At 71.3% G+C, this 17,489-nt stretch carries 21 protein-coding genes; 9 read left to right on the top strand and 12 right to left on the bottom strand.

The genetic code is table 11. From position 1 onward, the window contains the following. The first annotated feature begins 279 nt into the window (after positions 1–279). Positions 280–2,877, top strand: a complete 2,598-nt coding sequence (gene rph / locus IEY96_RS18215; RefSeq protein WP_189196193.1) for a rifamycin-inactivating phosphotransferase — start codon at positions 280–282, stop codon at positions 2,875–2,877. A 65-nt stretch (positions 2,878–2,942) separates the two neighbouring features. Here rph and IEY96_RS18210 read toward each other — a convergent pair whose 3' ends face one another. Next, the gene (locus IEY96_RS18210) at positions 2,943–3,386 is read right to left on the bottom strand and encodes an OsmC family protein (protein WP_189195986.1); all 444 of its coding nucleotides are present in this window, start codon (positions 3,384–3,386) and stop codon (positions 2,943–2,945) included. 38 nt (positions 3,387–3,424) lie between these two features. Then, positions 3,425–4,012: a TetR/AcrR family transcriptional regulator gene (locus tag IEY96_RS18205; RefSeq protein ID WP_189195985.1), complete on the bottom strand. Its 588-nt coding sequence runs from the start codon at positions 4,010–4,012 to the stop codon at positions 3,425–3,427. A 146-nt stretch (positions 4,013–4,158) separates the two neighbouring features. Here IEY96_RS18205 and IEY96_RS18200 point away from each other — a divergent pair, with 146 nt between their 5' ends. Then, positions 4,159–5,178, top strand: a complete 1,020-nt coding sequence (locus IEY96_RS18200) for an aldo/keto reductase (protein ID WP_189195984.1) — start codon at positions 4,159–4,161, stop codon at positions 5,176–5,178. Positions 5,179–5,270: 92 nt separating this feature from the next. Here IEY96_RS18200 and IEY96_RS18195 read toward each other — a convergent pair whose 3' ends face one another. Both IEY96_RS18195 and IEY96_RS18190 read right to left on the bottom strand, forming a co-directional pair. After that, positions 5,271–5,735, bottom strand: coding sequence for a hypothetical protein (locus IEY96_RS18195; RefSeq protein ID WP_189195983.1), 465 nt, complete (start codon positions 5,733–5,735; stop codon positions 5,271–5,273). 59 nt (positions 5,736–5,794) lie between these two features. Continuing rightward, positions 5,795–6,796, bottom strand: a complete 1,002-nt coding sequence (locus IEY96_RS18190; RefSeq protein WP_189195982.1) for a helix-turn-helix transcriptional regulator — start codon at positions 6,794–6,796, stop codon at positions 5,795–5,797. Positions 6,797–6,887: 91 nt separating this feature from the next. Here IEY96_RS18190 and IEY96_RS18185 point away from each other — a divergent pair, with 91 nt between their 5' ends. Continuing rightward, positions 6,888–7,406: a VOC family protein gene (locus tag IEY96_RS18185; RefSeq protein ID WP_189195981.1), complete on the top strand. Its 519-nt coding sequence runs from the start codon at positions 6,888–6,890 to the stop codon at positions 7,404–7,406. A gap of 50 nt (positions 7,407–7,456) precedes the next feature. Here IEY96_RS18185 and IEY96_RS18180 read toward each other — a convergent pair whose 3' ends face one another. The 6 genes from IEY96_RS18180 to IEY96_RS18155 all read right to left on the bottom strand — a co-directional run bounded on the left by IEY96_RS18180 (position 7,457) and on the right by IEY96_RS18155 (position 11,218). Beyond that, positions 7,457–8,248: a hypothetical protein gene (locus tag IEY96_RS18180; RefSeq protein WP_189195980.1), complete on the bottom strand. Its 792-nt coding sequence runs from the start codon at positions 8,246–8,248 to the stop codon at positions 7,457–7,459. A 58-nt stretch (positions 8,249–8,306) separates the two neighbouring features. Beyond that, entirely contained in the window at positions 8,307–8,819 is a 513-nt protein-coding gene (locus IEY96_RS18175) for a SigE family RNA polymerase sigma factor (protein WP_189195979.1), read from the bottom strand. Positions 8,820–9,011: 192 nt separating this feature from the next. Continuing rightward, positions 9,012–9,314, bottom strand: coding sequence for a GNAT family N-acetyltransferase (locus tag IEY96_RS18170; RefSeq protein ID WP_189195978.1), 303 nt, complete (start codon positions 9,312–9,314; stop codon positions 9,012–9,014). A 52-nt stretch (positions 9,315–9,366) separates the two neighbouring features. Next, positions 9,367–9,801 carry a ChaB family protein gene (locus IEY96_RS18165; protein WP_229791684.1) on the bottom strand — a complete coding sequence of 145 codons (435 nt, stop codon included), beginning with the start codon at positions 9,799–9,801 and terminating at the stop codon, positions 9,367–9,369. Between the two features lie 24 nt (positions 9,802–9,825). Further along, positions 9,826–10,269: a phage holin family protein gene (locus tag IEY96_RS18160; RefSeq protein ID WP_189195977.1), complete on the bottom strand. Its 444-nt coding sequence runs from the start codon at positions 10,267–10,269 to the stop codon at positions 9,826–9,828. 118 nt (positions 10,270–10,387) lie between these two features. Then, positions 10,388–11,218: a PIG-L family deacetylase gene (locus tag IEY96_RS18155; protein ID WP_189195976.1), complete on the bottom strand. Its 831-nt coding sequence runs from the start codon at positions 11,216–11,218 to the stop codon at positions 10,388–10,390. A gap of 73 nt (positions 11,219–11,291) precedes the next feature. Between IEY96_RS18155 and IEY96_RS18150 the strand changes: the two genes are divergently transcribed. Next, positions 11,292–12,005 (top strand): hypothetical protein, encoded by a 714-nt coding sequence (locus IEY96_RS18150; protein ID WP_189195975.1) that lies wholly within the window; start codon positions 11,292–11,294, stop codon positions 12,003–12,005. Between the two features lie 69 nt (positions 12,006–12,074). Here the strand turns inward: IEY96_RS18150 and IEY96_RS18145 are convergent, their stop codons facing one another. After that, a complete protein-coding gene (locus IEY96_RS18145; RefSeq protein ID WP_189195974.1) occupies positions 12,075–13,160 on the bottom strand; it encodes a CapA family protein in 1,086 nt (361 codons plus the stop codon). Positions 13,161–13,261: 101 nt separating this feature from the next. Between IEY96_RS18145 and IEY96_RS18140 the strand changes: the two genes are divergently transcribed. From IEY96_RS18140 to IEY96_RS18120, 5 genes are all read left to right on the top strand, one after another. Then, positions 13,262–13,684 carry an MmcQ/YjbR family DNA-binding protein gene (locus IEY96_RS18140; RefSeq protein WP_189195973.1) on the top strand — a complete coding sequence of 141 codons (423 nt, stop codon included), beginning with the start codon at positions 13,262–13,264 and terminating at the stop codon, positions 13,682–13,684. Between the two features lie 68 nt (positions 13,685–13,752). Beyond that, positions 13,753–15,156: a Si-specific NAD(P)(+) transhydrogenase gene (gene sthA, locus IEY96_RS18135; protein ID WP_189195972.1), complete on the top strand. Its 1,404-nt coding sequence runs from the start codon at positions 13,753–13,755 to the stop codon at positions 15,154–15,156. A 6-nt stretch (positions 15,157–15,162) separates the two neighbouring features. Then, entirely contained in the window at positions 15,163–15,648 is a 486-nt protein-coding gene (locus IEY96_RS18130; RefSeq protein ID WP_189195971.1) for a class I SAM-dependent methyltransferase, read from the top strand. A gap of 136 nt (positions 15,649–15,784) precedes the next feature. Then, positions 15,785–16,123 (top strand): ArsR/SmtB family transcription factor, encoded by a 339-nt coding sequence (locus IEY96_RS18125; RefSeq protein ID WP_229791683.1) that lies wholly within the window; start codon positions 15,785–15,787, stop codon positions 16,121–16,123. Further along, positions 16,120–16,602: an SRPBCC domain-containing protein gene (locus tag IEY96_RS18120; protein WP_189195970.1), complete on the top strand. Its 483-nt coding sequence runs from the start codon at positions 16,120–16,122 to the stop codon at positions 16,600–16,602. Before IEY96_RS18125 ends, IEY96_RS18120 begins: the two co-directional genes overlap by 4 nt. A gap of 73 nt (positions 16,603–16,675) precedes the next feature. Here IEY96_RS18120 and IEY96_RS18115 read toward each other — a convergent pair whose 3' ends face one another. Continuing rightward, positions 16,676–17,470 (bottom strand): S1 family peptidase, encoded by a 795-nt coding sequence (locus IEY96_RS18115; RefSeq protein WP_189195969.1) that lies wholly within the window; start codon positions 17,468–17,470, stop codon positions 16,676–16,678. Positions 17,471–17,489: the final 19 nt, after the last annotated feature.

Raw genomic sequence — 17,489 nt, 5'->3', positions numbered from 1 at the left:
GACCCGGGTCTTGCCGCAGAATCGTCGGCCGGACCCAGGAACGGGCGAAGAATTGAGGCACGACGTGCGTGTGTTGTTACCGGGGGTGCGATTGCGGCCGATCGGCGCGGCGATGCGGGTGTGCGGGCCGCCAGACTGGGCGGAGCGGCCGGCCGACAGTCAGAGGGGAAGCCAAGGAGTGATGAGGACGCCCGCAGGAGATTCGACCGAGCTGGCGACGCCCGTGATCCGCCCGGCCGGTGCAGTGCAGCGGAGGACGGCTCCCTCGGAGGTGTCGCGATGATCGAGCAGTACGTGCTGGGTCTCCGAGAGGTCGACGAGACGCAGGTCGCGACCGTCGGCGGCAAGGGCGCGCACCTGGGGGCGTTGTCGCACATCGACGGCATCCGCGTGCCAGCCGGCTTCTGCGTGACGACGGACGCCTTCCGCCGGATCATGGCCGAAGCCCCGTCGATCGACGATCGGCTCGATCGGCTGTCGCGCCTGAACCCGGACGACCGGGAGGCGATCCGCACGCTCACTGCGGACATCCGCCGGACCATCGAAGGGACCGCCCTCCCCCACGACGTGGCGGCGGCGATCACCGGAGCTCTCGCCGGGCTCGGTGCGGAAGCCGCCTACGCCGTCCGATCCAGCGCGACGGCGGAGGACCTGCCGACCGCCTCGTTCGCGGGCCAGCAGGACACGTACCTGAACGTCATGGGGTCGGCGGCGATCCTCCGGCACGTCGGCCGGTGCTGGGCCTCGCTCTTCACCGAGCGGGCCGTGACCTACCGCCAGCGGAACGGCATCGACCACCGCGCGGTGCAGATGGCCGTTGTCGTGCAGAAGATGGTCTTCCCGCAGGCGGCCGGCGTCCTGTTCACGGCCGACCCCGTCACGTCCAACCGGAAGGTCGCCTCCGTTGAGGCCAGCTTCGGCCTCGGCGAGGCTCTGGTCTCCGGGCTGGTGAACGCGGACGCCTACCGGGTGCGGGACGGCGAGATCATCGACAGGGCGATCGCCACCAAACGGCTCGCCATCCACGCCCTGCCGGCCGGCGGGACGAAGGAACAGGCGATCGACCCGGAGCGGCAGGACCAGCCGGCGCTGACGGACGCGCAGGTCGTGCAGCTGGTGCAGCTGGGCCGGCGGATCGAAGCGCACTTCGGCCTCCCCCAGGACATCGAATGGTGCCTGGTCGACGACGACTTCCAGATCGTCCAGAGCCGGCCGATCACCACACTGTTCCCGGTTCCCGAGACCGGCGACGGAGAGAACCACGTCTACGTCTCCGTCGGTCATCAGCAGATGATGACGGACGCCATGAAGCCCCTGGGGCTCTCCATGTGGAAGCTGACGGCCATGGCGCCGATGCACGAGGCCGGCGGGAGGCTGTTCGTCGACGTCACCCGGCACCTGGCCTCGCCCGCGAGCCGCGCCGGCTTCCTGGAGATGGCGGGCAGGGGCGATCCGCTGATCAGGGACGCGCTGGAGACCATCATCGACCGCGGCGACTTCATCCCGTCGCTCCCCGGTCAGGGTCCCGTAAGGCCGCCGGCCGGCGGCGCGTCCGCTCCGATCGACACCGATCCGGCCATCGTCACCGAGCTGATCGAGCGCAGCCAGGCGTCCATCGCCGCCCTGCGGCGCGACATCCGGACGAAGACCGGGCCGGCGCTGTTCGACTTCCTGCTGGAGGCCTTCCAGGAACACAAGCGGGTCCTCAGCGATCCGTTGAGCATGCAGGCGATCATGGCGGGGATGGAGGCCACCTGGTGGCTCAACGATCAGCTGCAGGAATGGCTGGGCGAGAAGAACGCGGCTGACACCCTCACGCTGTCCGCCCCCGGCAACGTCACGTCCGAGATGGGACTGGCGCTGCTCGACGTCGCCGACGTGATCCGCCCGCACCCGGAGGTGGTGGCGTTCCTGCAGGGCGTCGAGGACGACGGCTTCCTGGACGAGCTGCCGAAGCTCGCGGGCGGGACCGAGGCGCGCGACGCCATCGAGGCCTACCTCGACCGGTACGGCATGCGCTGCGTCGGCGAGATCGACATCACGAGGCCGCGCTGGAGCGAACGCCCCACCACGCTCGTGCCCCTGATCCTCGACAACATCAAGCTCTTCGAGCCGGGCGCCGCGAAGCGGCGCTTCGAGCACGGGCGGCAGGAGGCGGCCAAGAAGGAACAGGACGTGCTGTCACGCTTGTGGGCCCTGCCGGACGGGGAGCAGAAAGCCGACGAGGCCAAGCGGATGATCGACCGGGTCCGGACCTTCATCGGCTACCGGGAGTACCCGAAGTACGCCATCATCAGCCGCTCCTTTGTCTACAAGCAGGCCCTGTTGGAAGAGGCCGAGCGCCTCGTGCGGGCCGACGTGCTCCGCGAGAAGGAAGACATCTTCTATCTCACGTTCCAGGAGCTTCACGACGTCGTACGCACGAACCAGGTGGATGATCAGCTCATCCACCGGCGGAAGGACGCGTTCAGGTGGTATCAAACGCTCACACCGCCCCGGGTGCTCACGTCGGAGGGTGAGGGCATCGCCGGGGCGTACCGACGCGACGATGTGCCGGCCGGCGCGCTGGTCGGCCTCCCGGTCTCCGGCGGGATCGTCGAGGGGCGAGCCCGCGTCATCCTGGACATGACCGACGCCGACCTCGAACCAGGCGACATCCTGGTCACCCCCTACACCGACCCGAGCTGGTCACCGCTGTTCGTCGCCGTCGAGGGGTTGGTGACGGAGGTGGGCGGCCTCATGACCCACGGGGCGGTGATCGCCCGGGAGTATGGCCTGCCCGCCGTCGTCGGTGTGGAGCATGCGACCACGCTGATCCGGGACGGTCAGCGGATTCGCGTGCACGGAGCCGACGGGTACGTCGAGATCCTGTCCTGACCGACCCGCGCAGCGCGCCCGGGAAGGGTGTGCCCGGTTGTCGCCGGGCGGACCCCCCGGGCGCCTCAGCTCTCGGTGGGACCGGCGGCCTCGACGATCGAGACGGGAGTGCCGAGCTCGACGGTACGGGAGACGGTGCAGAGCCTGTCGTGCGACTGCTGCAGCGACCGGGGCAGCGCCTCGCGCGCCTTGTCGCCGTCGGCGCCCACCGGGAACGTCACGGTGAACTGAACCTTGAGGTTCTGCATCCGGTTCCCGCCGGCCTCGTCGCGGATCTTGTCGCCGGTGACCTCGACGGCGAACCGGGTCGGCTCGGCGCGGCGGCTGGTGATGTGGTCCACGTCAATCGCGGTGCAGCCGCCGATGGCAGCCAGGAGCAGCTCCACCGGCGTGAAGCTGCCGTCCTCACCCGTGCCCATCGACATCGATCCGCCGCGAACGTTCCGTACGACGTAGTTGCCCACACTGGTGCGCTCGATCTCCACCGAGCGGAAGGTGTCCTCACTCATGACAGCGACGCTACCTGTCTCGGAACTGGGACCTGCCCTCAGTGGAGGCGCAGTCCGGCGATGAGGACCTGGACCAGGCGGCGCGCGTCGTAACGGGGGTCGCTGCCCGCGCCGACGCAGAGATTGCCGACGCCGCGCAGCAGTCCGTAGGCGTCCAGGTCGGGGCGGATCTCGCCCGCCGCGACGGCGGCGTCGAGCAGTTGGTCGCAAACCGGGACCAGGCGGTCGAGGAAGTAGGCGTGCAGGGTCTGGAAGGCCGCGGCGTCGGACTGCAGCGCCGCGGCGAGGCCGTGTTTGGTGATCAGGAAGTCGACGAACAGGTTGATCCACCGCTCCAGGGCGGCGTGCGGGGTGCGGCTGTCGGCCAGCAGGGCCGGCCCCGCCTCGGCACACGCCTCGATCTGGTGCCGGTAGACGGCGACGATGAGGTCGGCTCGGGTCGGGAAGTGGCGGTAGATGGTGCCCACGCCGACGCCCGCCCTCGCGGCGATGTCGCGCACGGGCACGTCGACGCCGGAGGCGACGAACGCCGCGGAGGCGGCGTCCAGCAGGGTCTTCTCGTTGCGCCGGGCGTCGGCCCGCTTGCGCGGCACCGGTTGCTCCGCGCCGCTGTCGATCTCGGCCAAGGCCGGTTACCCCCATCACATCACTTGGTATCCGGAACGACGTTCCGTATGTTGTTTACCGGAACGGCGTTCCGCTTGCCCAGCGTAGCGGCCGGGCGAGCCACCACCAAACGATGCACCGCCGCACGTCCCCAGGAGGACCAGTCATGCAGTACCGCACCTTGGGCCGCACGGGTGTGCAGGTCAGCACCCTCGTACTCGGCGCGATGAACTTCGGCAGGATCGGCAACACCACCCAGGAGGACGCCACCGCCATCGTCGACGCGGCGCTCGACGCGGGGATCAACCTCATCGACACCGCCGACGTCTACAGCGGCGGCCAGTCCGAGGAACTGGTCGGCAAGGCCATCACCGGCCGCCGGGACGATGTCGTGCTGGCCACCAAGGCGACCCTGCCGATGGGCGACGAGCGCAACCATCGGGGCGGCTCGCGACGCTGGCTGGTCACCGCGCTGGACAACAGCCTGCGCCGCCTCGGCGTCGACCACGTCGACCTCTACCAGATGCACCGGTGGGACCCGACGACCAGCGACGAGGAGACGCTGTCGGCGCTGACGGACCTGCAGCGCGCGGGGAAGATCCGCTATTTCGGGTCCTCGACCTTTCCGGCCCACCGCATCGTCCAGGCCCAGTGGGCCGCCCGGGAGGGGCGCCTGAGCCGGTACGTGACCGAGCAACCGAGCTACTCGATCCTGCAGCGGGGCATCGAGACCCACGTGCTGCCCGTGACGCAGGAGTACGGCATGGGCGTGCTCGCCTGGAGCCCGCTGGCCTCGGGCTGGCTGTCCGGCGCCATCCGTGCCGGACAGGAGATCAGCACGAACCGCTCGGCCTTCATGCGGCAGCGCTACGACATCAGCATTCCCGCCAACCGGGCCAAACTCGAGGCCGTCGAGCAGCTCGCCGTGGTTGCCGACGAGGCCGGGCTCAGCCTGATCCAGCTCGCGCTCGGATTCGTCACCGCGCACCCGGGCGTCACCAGCGCGATCATCGGCCCGCGTACGACGGACCACCTCCGCTCGCAGCTCGCCGCCGCGGACACCGTGCTCTCCGCCGACGTGCTGGACGCGATCGACGCGATCGTGGCGCCCGGCGTCGACCTGGCCGCCCACGAGAAGAACGACACCCCGCCCGCTCTGCTCGACCCGGCGCTGCGCCGCCGCTGACCGTTCGGCACCTCAGTGGCCAGGCGGCAGACGGGCGTCGGCTCCGCCGCCCCTGCCGCCTGGCCCGCCCCGACAGGCCACCGCCGCTCGAGTCACAGACAGCACCAGCAGTAGAGGTTCTCGCCGGCGTCTCGGGCGCGCCGCGCGAGGGCGGCGATCTCCTCGATGACGGGCAGCATCTCGTCGTCAGCCAGCGGACTCCCCCACGCCAGCTCCTCGATCCGTCCCCACCGCGCCGACAACTCACGCGCGTGCGCGTCGTCGACGGAGGCGAGGGTGTCCCGCGTGGCGCGGTCGAGGGACATCAGCCACGGCCCGTCCTGCTCGTCCCCGCTCCACAGCAGCTCGACAACGACCAGGTCCACGTCCCAGTCGACACCTCGCACGAAACCCACGAGCTTGCCGAGGGTCACGGCAGGTTCGATGCCCTTGAGGTCGATGGCATGGACGGCCGCGCCGTCGCCGCTGACCGCGACCGGCCCGCCGTCGAGTTCCTCCATCAGCCGGACCGCGGCAGCGTCATCCGCTGCCCGGAAGTAGTCGTACAGCACGCCCATGGAAGGCACTCCACCACCGGCGTACGACAGAACATCCAGTGCCGCGGGAGCGTGCGGGGTCACGCCCCAGCCGAAGCCGCCATGTCGTCCTGACTGGCGCTCTGGCGGCCCGGCCCTGCCGTGGCGGCCTGGAACAGCGCGGCCGTCGACCTGAGGTGGGCGGCCAGCTCCGTCGGGGCGCTGACCTCGAACGGGAGCGCGATCGACGCCAGCCGGAGCGCATGCCATTCGAGGGTGTCCGGTGGCGCGAGCCAGCGGCAGGTTCCGCCCGGCTGGTCGGTCAGCGTGCCCGGCGGCGGCCCGCCGAGGCGGTCCACCACCTGGACGGCCGGCGCGTGGATCACGACGTCGGCCGCGTACGTCGGGGCCATCTGCATGGTCCGGCTGGCGACGAAGGCGGCGACGTCCCCGCCGGGCACGTCCCTCGTGGTCGCCCGGGCCCCCGTCGCCGCGAGGTTCGTCACCCGGTCCAGCCGGAACGTCCGCCAGTCGTCGCGGTCGAGGTCGAAGGCGAGCAGGTACCAGCGCCGCCCCGCCGTCACCATGGCACGCGGCTCGACGTGCCGGTCCTCGTCGCGGTACCGGAACCGCAGCCGCTCATGGTTGGCGATCGTCGCGGCGGCGACGACCAGAGCGTCGGGGTCCACCGGCTCGGCGGCCAGGGAGAACGGGTGGGCCACGGTGGAGGAGGCCAGTGTGTCGACCCTGCGCCGCAGCCGGGCCGGCAGAACCTGGAGCAGCTTGCTCAGCGCCCGCACCGCCGCCTCGTCCACCCCTGCCACCGGCTGCGTCGCCGCGGTACGCAGCCCGACGGCCACGGCGACCGCCTCGTCGTCCTCCAGCAGCAGTGGCGGCATTGCCGCGCCGGCCGTCAACTGGTACCCGCCCAGGCCGCCCTGCTCCGCGCGCACCGGATAGCCCAGCTCCCGCAGCCGGTCGATGTCGCGCCGCACGGTCCGGCCGGACACGCCGAGCCGCTGCGCCAACTCGCTTCCCGGCCACAGCCGAGGGGTCTGCAAAAGCGACAGCAGGGACAGCAGTCGGGCACGCGCGTCGGACATGGCCGCCATTGTGCCGCTTGGTTAGGACGGGAACTGACCTATACGGGATCTACCGTCGGCGCAGTTCGCTACGACACGAGGGAGATTCGTCATGAGCAGCACCGCGCCCGCCGGCTACACGACCGCCGCGCCGTGGATCGTCACGCCCGACACCGGGCAGTTGCTGGACTTCATCACCGCGGTGTTCGACGGGGTCGAGCTCGCACGGGTACGGCTGGAGGACGGGACCATCGGCCACGCCGAGATCCGCGTCGGCGACACCATCCTGCTCGCCTTCGATCAGCAACCGGACTGGCCGGCCATGCCGGCGCTGCTGCGGGTCTTCGTCCCGGACGCCGATGCGGCGACCGAGCGCGCGGTCGCCGCGGGAGCGCGCGTGGTCACCGCACCGGCCACCCACGCCTTCGGTCAGCGGGGCGGCCGGGTGCGCGACCCGTTCGGCAACATCTGGTGGATCAGCGCGGTGGTCGAGGACGTCGCACCCGAGGTGGGAATGCGGCGGCTCGCCGAACCGCGGTACGCCGAGGCGATGCGCGACGCGCAGGAGACCCTGGACCGGGAGCTGAGCGGCCGCACCGACAGCGTCGTCAGCCGACCGCTCATCGGCTGACCCCGGGTGGAGGCGCCGGGAGCCGGCGCCTCCACCCGTCGTGCCGAGTTTCACTCGACGTGGAACCGGTCGCTGACGGCGAGGTCCGCGAGTTGCTGGGCGGTGAACGGCAGCTTCTTCAGCTCCGGCGGGGCCTTCCAGTATCTGTCGGGCCTCGAGATCTGGGCGACCTTGACCAGTACCCCGTCCGGGTGCCGGTACCCGGCCCACTGGGCGAACCGCTTCGGGTCCTCGTTGCTCCAGCGGGCTTGGGCCACGCCTACCTTCGCCTGGCCGACGGTCACCAGCTGGCATGTGCCGCGGGGGTAGGGCCAGATCTCCAGCGCCAGATCGCAGCCGTCACCCTGCCACCGGTTTCCTATTGGGGACTGCGGGGTGTGCACCTCGACCATCACCAGCCCGGTCTGCTTCCCTTGGCGTACGGTGAAGTACGCCTGGTAGATCCCCGACGACGACACCATCGGATCGAGCGGATTCAGTGGGTCGTCTCTCACCACGGTGTACCCGGCGGGCAGGGCGGCAAGGAGATCGTCGAGCATCTCCCGTGCCCGGTTCCTGCGCGCGTCCCACTCCTCCTGCGTCAGGTCCGGCGCTCCCAGGTGCGGGCAGGATGCCGGTGTGCACCGCACGGCACCGGGCGGCGTGGTCGCCGTCGGATCCGCCGTGCTGCCGGACGGCGGCTCCGTACCCGTCGGACGGTAGCTGCCTCCGCTGCCCAGCACGCCGGTGAACCCGACGGCGGCGGCCAGCACGACCGTTGTCGCTGACGCCGCGCAGAACGAGACGACACTGCGACGGAACCGGGCGCGGCGACCGGCGGCCAGCGCGTCGGTCGTGCTCATCGGTTGGGGAGGACTGGCGGCCGCCATGGCGCGGCGTAGCGCTCCTCGAATTTCGTCCTCATTCATCGTTCTGCCTCCCTGTTGCGGCCAAAGTAGGTGCCAGCAGCCGGCGCAGCGTTTCGAGGCCGCGCGCTGCCTGGCTCTTCACAGTCCCGGGCGAGCACTGCAGCAGCGACGCGGTCTCCTCGACGGACAGGTCCTCCCAGTACCGCAGCACCAGCACGGCCCGCTGACGCGGCGGTACGTCCGTCAGTGCCCGCAACAGCACGAGCCGCTCTTCCGGCGACTCCGCCGTCACGGCCTTCTCCGCCGCCTCGCCGTTCACCTGTTCCCGTCGCCACCAGCCGCGGCGCCGCTCATCGAGAAAGGTTCGCAACAGGATCTGCCGTACGTACGCGTCGAGCACCTCGTGCCGGGATGCCCGGTTCCAGGCCAGGTACAGCTTGGTGAACGTGGACTGGACCAGGTCCTCCGCCCGGTGCCAGTCGCCGCACAACAGGTAGGCGGTCCCGCGCATCGCGTCTGATCGTGCCGCGAAGTACGCCGCGAACGCGGCGTCACGATCACTCATCCGGTGCCTCCGATTCCCGAGTCGGGATAGTCACGCGGGGTCCGGCTCCGGGGGTTGCATCAGATGCGAATCTCGCGGGTCGCGGTCAGCGGACGCGGCGACATCTGCCGGGCGCGCAGTCGAGGCAGCACCGGGGAGAGCAACCCGCTGCCGACCGGACGGGTCGGTGCGGGCGTCGGGCGGAGCAGCTCGCTACTTGAGCTTGCGGGTCGATCGGGCCACGATGCCGTCGTACTCGGGATGCTTGTCCAACCAGCCGCTGAGGAAGGGGCAGATCGGCACCACGGTTCGCCGGTTCGCCCGCGCGTGGTCCATCACCGCGCGGGCCAGCGTCGAACCGACGCCGCGTCCCTCGAATTCCGGGGCGACCTCGGTGTGGGTGTAGGCGATGATGTTGCCGGTCAGCTGATATGTCACCACGCCGGCCGTGGCGCCCGTCTCGTCCCGCGCCTCGAACCGCTCCCGCTCGGGCACGTCCATCACCGTGAAACCCACCCGGCCATCCAATCATGGTGCGTGGAGGTCAACCGCTGGAGGGCTTCGGCGTTCACCTCCGCCGGGCGCGGGCGGTGGCCCGGGCGTTGGCCTTCTCGATGGCTCGGACCAGCTCGTCCCTGTTCAGGCTCTGCGGATCGTCGATGCCCACCCGGCGGGCCACGTCCTGGAGGTGCCCCGTACTGGCGTTGGCGTCGACCCCTTGGGCGGTGGGGCGGCTCCGGTCGCGGGAGGCCGGGGTGCCCTGAGCGGCCTGCGGATCGGACGGCCCTTTGCGCTCCTTGGGCTCCCAGTGGTCGCCGACCTTCTCGTGGGTGTGCTTCAACGACGCGTACGCGGTGCGGTGCGCGCGTTCCCCGTCGCCGTAGGTCTCCTCCGCCGACTCCAGCGTCTTCTTGTACGTGCGGACCGCCTTGTCGTCGGAGCGCGCGACGGTCGACGGCACGTCGTCGCGCATCTGCTCGGCCTGCTCGTGCTTGTCCGGCATGACAACCCTCCCGTCCGGTCCGCGTCAGCGGCCCAGCTCGTCACGGGCGGCGTCGGTGCCGGCCGGGACCACCCGGGAGGCGGTCGCCGACACCATGTCCCGCACCTCGTCGGCGAGTCGGGCGGAACTGCCACCTGCCGCGCGCAGCTGCTCCAGCCCCATCCCGCCGAGAACCACGGCGGTGGCCAGGTAGCCGGCGGTGAGGCCCGCGGCGGCCAGCCGGCGAGGCAGGAACGCCTCCAGCAGGCGCAGGACCGTGGTGGAGGCCGCACCGGCGCCGAGGACCAGGCAGCCTCCGGCGGCGGCCAGCAGCACGATCCCGAGCCCGGCCGGGCGAGCCGCCTCGGTCAGTTGCCCGCGGACGGCGCGGACCTCCTCGCGGACGACGTCCGCGACGTCCTGCGCCAGACGGTCGGTCGGGCTGCCGCTGTGCCCATACCGGCCCGGATGCCCGGTCGCGTCGCTCATGCCGCCTCCCCCTGAGCTGGTTCACGGGCCCTGCGGGTACCCGGGTGGCCGGGCCACACACCGGAGGAGGCGCCTTTCCTCGGTCGTCAGGCAGGCGTTCGAGCGTGAGCCGGCGAGGTCAGCGCAGTCCGGCGAACAGGTCGTCCTCGGGCGTGGGCGCGTTGGTGGTGTCGCGGACCCGGACGAAGGTCTCGACGCCCATCAGCTCGGTGAACCGGTCCTGACCCAGTTGCAGGAAGAAGATATTCTCGGCCTGGCTGGCGTGCGCGGCCAACGATTCGAACTTCTGCCCGCCGTAGGCGCTGGTGTCCACCCAGGTGGTGATCTCGTCGTCGGGCAGGCCGAGCTGCGGCATCTCCTCCGACGGCCCGTCCGGCTCGGGGAACTCGACGCCGATCTCCTTCATGACGCGGCCGAACTCCTGGAACGCGCTGCGCGGCACGGTGGTCCAGTACACCTTCGCGGGGATGTCGGTCCGCTCGACGGCAGCCATGGTGATGCGGTGCGCCTGGATGTGGTCCGGGTGGCCGTAGAAGCCGTTCTCGTCGTAGGTGACCACGACATCGGGCCGGTAGTGCCGGATCAACTCGGCCAGCCGGTCGGCGGCCTCTTCCACCGGCGTGTTCCAGAACGCGCCGGGCAGGTCGTTGGTCGCCCAACCCATCATCCCGGAGTCGGCGTAGCCGAGCGTCTCCAGGTGGGTGACCTTCAACGCCTCGCAACTGACCGTCAACTCGGCCGTGCGCATCGCCACCACGGCCTCCGGGTCGTGCCCGGGGTCGCCCGGCTTGACTCCGCCGGGCCCGTCGCCGCACCGCCCGTCCGTGCAGGTCACGAGCACTGTCGTGATGCCCTCCGCCGCGTACCGGGCGAGGATGCCACCGGTGCTCGTCGCCTCGTCGTCGGGGTGCGCGTGCACCGCCATCAAGGTCAGAGATCGTTCAGCCACCCCATCACCTTACGAGAGACACCCGACGCACTAGCATTGCCGCGGTCCGGGACGGCTGCTGAAACGAGGCGAGATGCGTTGGCTCCGGCGGTTGCTGGGTGGCAGGCGGGTCCAGCTCGATCCGGCGCGGCAGCAGGCACTGCTGCGCGACGTCCAGCAGCGCTACGGTGCCCACGCCCGGATCCGGTTTCCCGACCAGGTCGAGGCGGTCAGCGGGCTGCTGACCGGCGACGACGGCCTGGTGGTGGCGGCCCGGATCGTGGGCGAGGCCGCTGAGGAGGCTCACGCCGACCTCCGGGCCCAGGCCCACGACGTGCACCGGCGGACGGGCCGGCGGCTCCTGGTGCACCGCCGGAACTACCGGCCGCTGTGGAAGGAGGCCGGCCTGGCGCTGCGCTGGCCACTGTTCGCGCTGCCGAGCGGCTTCCACCCGTACGCGCAGGTGGCCGCCGCCGTCGCGGTGGTCGGCGGCCGCGCGTCCCGGCTCGGCCGGGTGACCGATCCGAACCCGGTCGTGACCCACGTTTTCGAACTCCTCGATCTCACCACGGCAGGCTGGGAGTACGGCCGGGTGCGAGTGGACACCGACGCCGCCGCGCTGGCCGATCGCCTGATCTCGACCGCCGGGCAGGTCCTCGCGGCCATGGACGACCCGCCCCGGCTGCCACCCGCGGTCCGCGAGCTGATGCGCCGCAACAACACCCTCGACGTGTACGACCCGGCGGGTCCCCGGGTGGTCGGCCGCATCAATCCGGGCGCGAGGATGCGGGAGATCCTCCTGGTCTGACGCCGTCGACGGGCCGAGATGGTCGGGCGACCTGACCGGCCACCTCGGTGTCAGGCGCCTTCGGTCACGCTATCCGGGGCGCTTCGCCGCCAGGCCGGTGCACCGCTGCGCGGTGGCGAGGTTGTCGAGGATGCGCTGCCTGCCGGCCCCGGTGGCCGGTACCGGCTGGCCGCCGCCGGAGACCGTCGCCGGGACGAACCGGCTGTCCACCACCGTCCGGCCGCGTACGACCAGCTTCAGCACGCCGGAGTCCGTGCTGTGCGACGTGCTGTACCAGAGGAAGTTACCCAGTCCGTAGTGCACGTAGGTCCGGCCCAGCCATCCGTCGGCCAGCAGCGTGTGCGCGTGCGCACCGACCACGATGTCGGCGCCGGCCTCGGACAGCCGTCCGGCGAACGTCTTCATCTCCCCGCTCGGGCACGAGTTGCCCTCGATGCCCCAGTGCATGAAGACGATGACCAGGTCGGCCCGCTCCCGCGCCGAACGCACCGCGGCGGTGGCCCGGGCCGGATCGAACGCCATCGCCACCCCCGACCGGGTGTCCGTCGCCCGCCACGACCCGGCCAGGTCGTGCACCTGCGACATGCCGAGCACCGCGATCCGCAGCCCCCGTACCGTGGTGAACCACGGCGCGTACGCCGCGTCGGCGTCCCGGCCCGCGCCGAACACCGGGAACCGGGCCTCCCTCGCGGCGTCGACGGTGTCGGAGAGCCCCTGCCGGCCGTAGTCGAGGATGTGGTTGTTGGCGATCGACACCGCGTCGACCCCGGCCGCGCGCAACGCCGTGAAGGCGGTCTTCGGAGCCCGGAAGTGGTAGGTCTTCGGCTCCGGGGTGCCCCGGTCGGTCACCGCCGTCTCCAGGTTGACCAGCGTGACGTCGGCGTCGCGCAGCGTCGACGCGATCGCCCCGAACGCCGTCTCCGGATCGTCGAGCAGGCGCAGGGTGCGACCGGTGAAATGGACGTCACCGGCGAAGGCCAGCCGCACCTCGACCGGCGCGCTCGGCGTCGCGGTGCCGGTGGCCGACGCCGTCGGACCCGACGTCGCCCCGCGCCAGACCGGCGCCGAGCCGGTCGATTCGGCGGCGCATCCGGCGACGCCGAGCGCGACCGCCGTCAGCGCCGCCAGCGAGGCACGCCCCGTCCTGCGGATCACCCGGCAGAGGGTACGCGCTCCGGACGAAGCGCGTGACCCAGGTGCTGGCACGGAGCGGCGATCGCGCGGAACTGTCGGAGGGGCCGCGTAACGTCCCGCGCGTGACCGATCCTGGCGACGTCCCACCCGACATCCTCGATCGGCTCCGGCCCGTCTGCCTCGGGCTGCCGGAAGCCTACGAGGAGCCGGCGTGGGTGGGCACCCGCTGGCGGATCCGCAAGCGGACCTTCGCCCACGTCCTCACCGTCGGCCCCGACCACCAGGCCGCCTATGCCCGGGCCGCCGCCAGCGACGAACCGATCTGCGTCATGACCTTCCGCTCCCCCGGCGACGAGATCGCCGGACTGCTCGCCGGCGGCCACCCGTTCTACAAGCCCGACTGGGGCGCCGACGTCGTCGGCATGGTGCTCGGCGACGGGGTCGACTGGGACGAGGTCGGCGAGCTGCTCACCGAGAGCTACTGCGTCCTGGCCCCGAAGAAACTGGCCGCACTGGTGGCCCGGCCGGCCGGGCCACCGGCATGACCGGCTGCCGGGTATAGATCGCCGGGCACCTCTGGCGCGCGCCGGGACATGCTGCCACGCTGACGGTTGTGTACGACTACGACCTGCTGGTGCTGGGCTCCGGACCGAGCGGTCAGAAGGCCGCGATCGCCGCGGCCAAGCTCGGCCGGCGGGTCGGCATCGTCGACCGCCGCGACATGATCGGTGGGGTGTGCATCAACACCGGCACCGTCCCGTCCAAGACGCTGCGCGAGGCCGTCCTCTACCTGACCGGCCTGAGCCAGCGGGACCTCTACGGCAGCAGCTACCGGGTCAAGGAGGAGATCACGGTCAGCGACCTGGCCGCCCGCACCCAGCACGTGATCAGCCGGCAGACCGACGTCATCCGCAACCAACTGGCCCGCAACCGGGTCGCGATGATCACCGGCACCGGCCGGTTCGCCGACGCGCACGCGGTCTGGGTCGACGGCGGCTCCGGCCGCGAGTCCCGGGTCACCTTCGACAAGATCGTCATCGCCGCCGGCACCCGGCCGGCCCGCCCGGACAGCGTCGACTTCGACGACCGCACCATCGTGGACTCCGACGGGGTCATCAACCTCCAGGCCGTACCCCGCAGCATGGTCGTGGTGGGCGCCGGTGTGATCGGCATGGAGTACGCCTCCCTGTTCGCCGCCCTCGGCACCAAGGTGACCGTGGTGGAGCGCCGCGACCGGATGCTCGACTTCTGCGACGAGGAGATCGTCGAGTCGCTCAAGTACCACCTGCGGGACCTGTCCGTGACCTTCCGCTTCGGCGAGGAGGTCGCCGCCGTGGAGAAGCACCAGACCGCCGCGCTGTGCATTCTGAAGAGTGGGAAGAAGATCGTCGCCGACACGGTCATGTACTCCGCCGGTCGCCAGGGCCAGACCGACGACCTGGCGCTGGAGGCGGCCGGTCTGGCGGCGGATCGTCGGGGCCGGATCCAGGTCGACGCGACCTACCGCACCGCGGTGGACAACATCTACGCCGTCGGCGACGTGATCGGCTTCCCGGCGTTGGCGTCGACGTCGATGGAGCAGGGCCGGCTGGCCGCGCAGCACGCCTGCGGCGAGCCGGTCCGCGCCATGCCCGAGTTGCAGCCGATCGGCATCTACACGATCCCGGAGATCAGCTTCGTCGGGAGGACCGAGGAGCAGCTGACCGACAGCTCGACCCCGTTCGAGGTGGGCATCGCCCGCTACCGCGAGCTGGCCCGGGGCCAGATCGTCGGTGACTCGTACGGCATGTTGAAGCTGCTCGTCTCGCCGGACGACGGGCGGCTGCTCGGCGTGCACGTGTTCGGGACCGGTGCCACCGAGATCGTCCACGTCGGGCAGGCGGTGATGGGCTGCGGCGGCACGGTCGACTACCTCGTGGACGCGGTCTTCAACTATCCGACGCTGGCCGAGGCGTACAAGGTGGCCGCCCTGGACGCCGCCAACAAGATCCGCAACATCACCCGGATCGACGGCTGACGGCAAATGTCGAGAACTCCGCGGGCGAGCCGCACCGCGGTGCTGGTGTGCCAGGGTCGCGCCGCCGCGGACGCGCTCATCGCGCCGGGCCGCTTCGCGGATCCCACCGCCCTGCCGCTGCTGCGCCCCGACGAGCGGGAGGCCGTCCAGTGGGTACGCGACGGTGTGCCGCCCCGGACGTGGCAGCAGCGGGTCGACTACGAGACGGTACGCGCGGCCGCCGAACTGATGGCGCCCCGGACGATCGCCATCGACGAGGCGGTCCGCGCCCACCCGTCCCCACAGCTGGTGATCCTCGGCGCCGGGCTGGACGGCCGCGCCTGGCGGATGCCGGAGCTCGCCGGGGTGGCGGTGTTCGAGGTCGACCAGCCGGCCACCCAGCAGGACAAGCGCGACCGCGCCCTGCTCGACGCGGCGCGGGCGCTGGCCCTCCCGGTCCGCCGCGCCACGTCGCTGCGCCACAGCCGGGTGATGGTCGCCGACCGCCCCTGAGCGCCGGCGACGGTCCGCCACAGCCGCCACCTGTCGATCGCCTCCTCCCCCGCGTCGGGCCGGAGAGCCGAACCGAGCCAGCTCACTGCCCTCGCCGTCGTTGACATGTGACCATCTGGTCACCTATTCTGGTCCCGTGAGCGACGACGACGATCTGGTGTTCAAGGCGCTCGCCGACCCGACCCGACGCGCCCTGCTCGACCGGCTCTTCGTCCGCGACGGCCAGACGTTGACGGAGCTGGAGTCCGAGCTGGCGATGACCCGCTTCGGCGTCATGAAGCACCTGCGCCTGCTCGAGGACGCCGGTCTCGTGGTCACCAGACGGCAGGGCCGGGAGAAGCTGCACTTCCTCAATCCCGTGCCGATCCGGTCGATCCACGACCGGTGGATCGACAAGTACACCGAGCATCACACCGCGACACTGCTGGACCTCAAGGCGGAACTCGAACGCGACGACCCGAAGGAGAAGCCATGACCACCACGACGACGACCGGGACCACCAAGGTCTACCGCGTCTACATCAAGGCCACCCCGCAGGCGATCTGGGACGCGATCACGAAGCCGGAGTGGACGCGGAGGTACGGCTACCAGGGCATCGCCGAGTACGACCTGCGGCCGGGCGGCACCTACCGGGCGCTGGCCATCCCCGAGCACCAGGAGGCCGGCATGCCGGAGGTGCCGGTGGAGGGCGAAGTGATCGAGGTGGACCCGCCGGTGCGGCTGGTCCAGACCTGGCGGGCGACCTGGCTGGACGAGCCGGCCACCCGCTTGACGTACGAGATCGCGGAGCGGGGCGAAGGCGTCTCCTCGTTGACCGTGACCCACGAACTGGCCGGCGCGCCGCAGACCCTCGCGCAGGTCGCCGGCGAGATCGAGGGCGCGGGTGGCGGCTGGGCCGAGGTCCTCAGCGATCTGAAGTCGTTGCTGGAGACCGGCAGCCCGCTCTACGCCTGACCAGCCCTGGGACGAGGCGCACGAGAGGGCGGCCCGGCTGGTCGTACGCCGGGCCGCCCGTCAGGCCGTGCGGTCAGCCGCCGAGGCCCGCCGCGGCCGAGGCGATGGCCGAGGCGAAATAGCTGACCTGGGTGTAGACGCCCGGGTAGTTGGGCCGTGCGCAGCCGTTGCCCCAGCTGACGATGCCGACCTGGATCCAGGCGTTGCTGGCGTCGCGGCGGAACATCGGACCGCCCGAGTCGCCCTGGCAGGTGTCCACGCCACCGCTGGCGTAGCCGGCGCAGATCTCCTCGGCCGGGATGATGTCGCCGCCGTAGTTGGCGTTGCAGGTGGCGTCACTGACGAACGGCACGGTCGCCTTGAGCAGGTACCGCTGCTGCGCGCCCCCTTCGCGCGCCGCGCCCCAGCCGGCGATCGTGAAGGTGCCGTTGTCGTAGGCGGTGGTGTTGGCGATCTTCAGGGTGCTCAGGCTGGTGACCGGGGTGGCCAGGCGGATCAGCGCCCAGTCCTTGCCGTTGCCGTTGTAGCCCGGGGCTCGGTAGACGTAGTTCGACCGGACCGTGATCCGGCTGGACGACTGGAGATCCACCACGCCCAGGGTTGCCGTGATGCTGGTGTTGGTGCCCGTGGCGCCGACGCAGTGCGCGGCGGTGAGCACCAGGCGGGGGCTGTACAGCGCGCCGCCGCAGCCCATCGAGAGCCGCACCATGAACGGGAACTCGCCCTGTGCGGCACGGGCGCCGCCGACGACGTACGGCGTCGCCGGACCGGCGTCGGCGACGGCGGGTGCGGCGAGAGTGAGGCTGCCCGCGGTCACCGCGGCCAACGCGGCGGCCAACAGGCCGGTGAGGGTGCGCCAGCGAACCATGAGTTCCTCCGCATCTGGA

Origin of the sequence: Micromonospora fulviviridis (genome assembly GCF_014648395.1) — a bacterium.
Classification (GTDB): domain Bacteria; phylum Actinomycetota; class Actinomycetes; order Mycobacteriales; family Micromonosporaceae; genus Micromonospora; species Micromonospora fulviviridis.
Note: the sequence above shows the minus strand (reverse complement) of the source record. Positions and strands in the feature narration are given on the sequence as shown.

Coding starts and splice junctions, on each gene's coding strand:
- IEY96_RS18115 (WP_189195969.1), bottom strand. CDS start 17,470: ATGGTTCGCTGGCGCACCCTCACCGGCCTGTTGGCCGCCGCGTTGGCC.
- IEY96_RS18130 (WP_189195971.1), top strand. CDS start 15,163: ATGTCGAGAACTCCGCGGGCGAGCCGCACCGCGGTGCTGGTGTGCCAG.
- IEY96_RS18150 (WP_189195975.1), top strand. CDS start 11,292: ATGCGTTGGCTCCGGCGGTTGCTGGGTGGCAGGCGGGTCCAGCTCGAT.
- IEY96_RS18195 (WP_189195983.1), bottom strand. CDS start 5,735: ATGGGCGTGCTGTACGACTACTTCCGGGCAGCGGATGACGCTGCCGCG.
- IEY96_RS18185 (WP_189195981.1), top strand. CDS start 6,888: ATGAGCAGCACCGCGCCCGCCGGCTACACGACCGCCGCGCCGTGGATC.
- rph (WP_189196193.1), top strand. CDS start 280: ATGATCGAGCAGTACGTGCTGGGTCTCCGAGAGGTCGACGAGACGCAG.
- IEY96_RS18160 (WP_189195977.1), bottom strand. CDS start 10,269: ATGAGCGACGCGACCGGGCATCCGGGCCGGTATGGGCACAGCGGCAGC.
- IEY96_RS18200 (WP_189195984.1), top strand. CDS start 4,159: ATGCAGTACCGCACCTTGGGCCGCACGGGTGTGCAGGTCAGCACCCTC.
- IEY96_RS18190 (WP_189195982.1), bottom strand. CDS start 6,796: ATGTCCGACGCGCGTGCCCGACTGCTGTCCCTGCTGTCGCTTTTGCAG.
- IEY96_RS18175 (WP_189195979.1), bottom strand. CDS start 8,819: ATGAGTGATCGTGACGCCGCGTTCGCGGCGTACTTCGCGGCACGATCA.
- IEY96_RS18210 (WP_189195986.1), bottom strand. CDS start 3,386: ATGAGTGAGGACACCTTCCGCTCGGTGGAGATCGAGCGCACCAGTGTG.
- IEY96_RS18165 (WP_229791684.1), bottom strand. CDS start 9,801: ATGCCGGACAAGCACGAGCAGGCCGAGCAGATGCGCGACGACGTGCCG.
- IEY96_RS18120 (WP_189195970.1), top strand. CDS start 16,120: ATGACCACCACGACGACGACCGGGACCACCAAGGTCTACCGCGTCTAC.
- IEY96_RS18180 (WP_189195980.1), bottom strand. CDS start 8,248: ATGAGCACGACCGACGCGCTGGCCGCCGGTCGCCGCGCCCGGTTCCGT.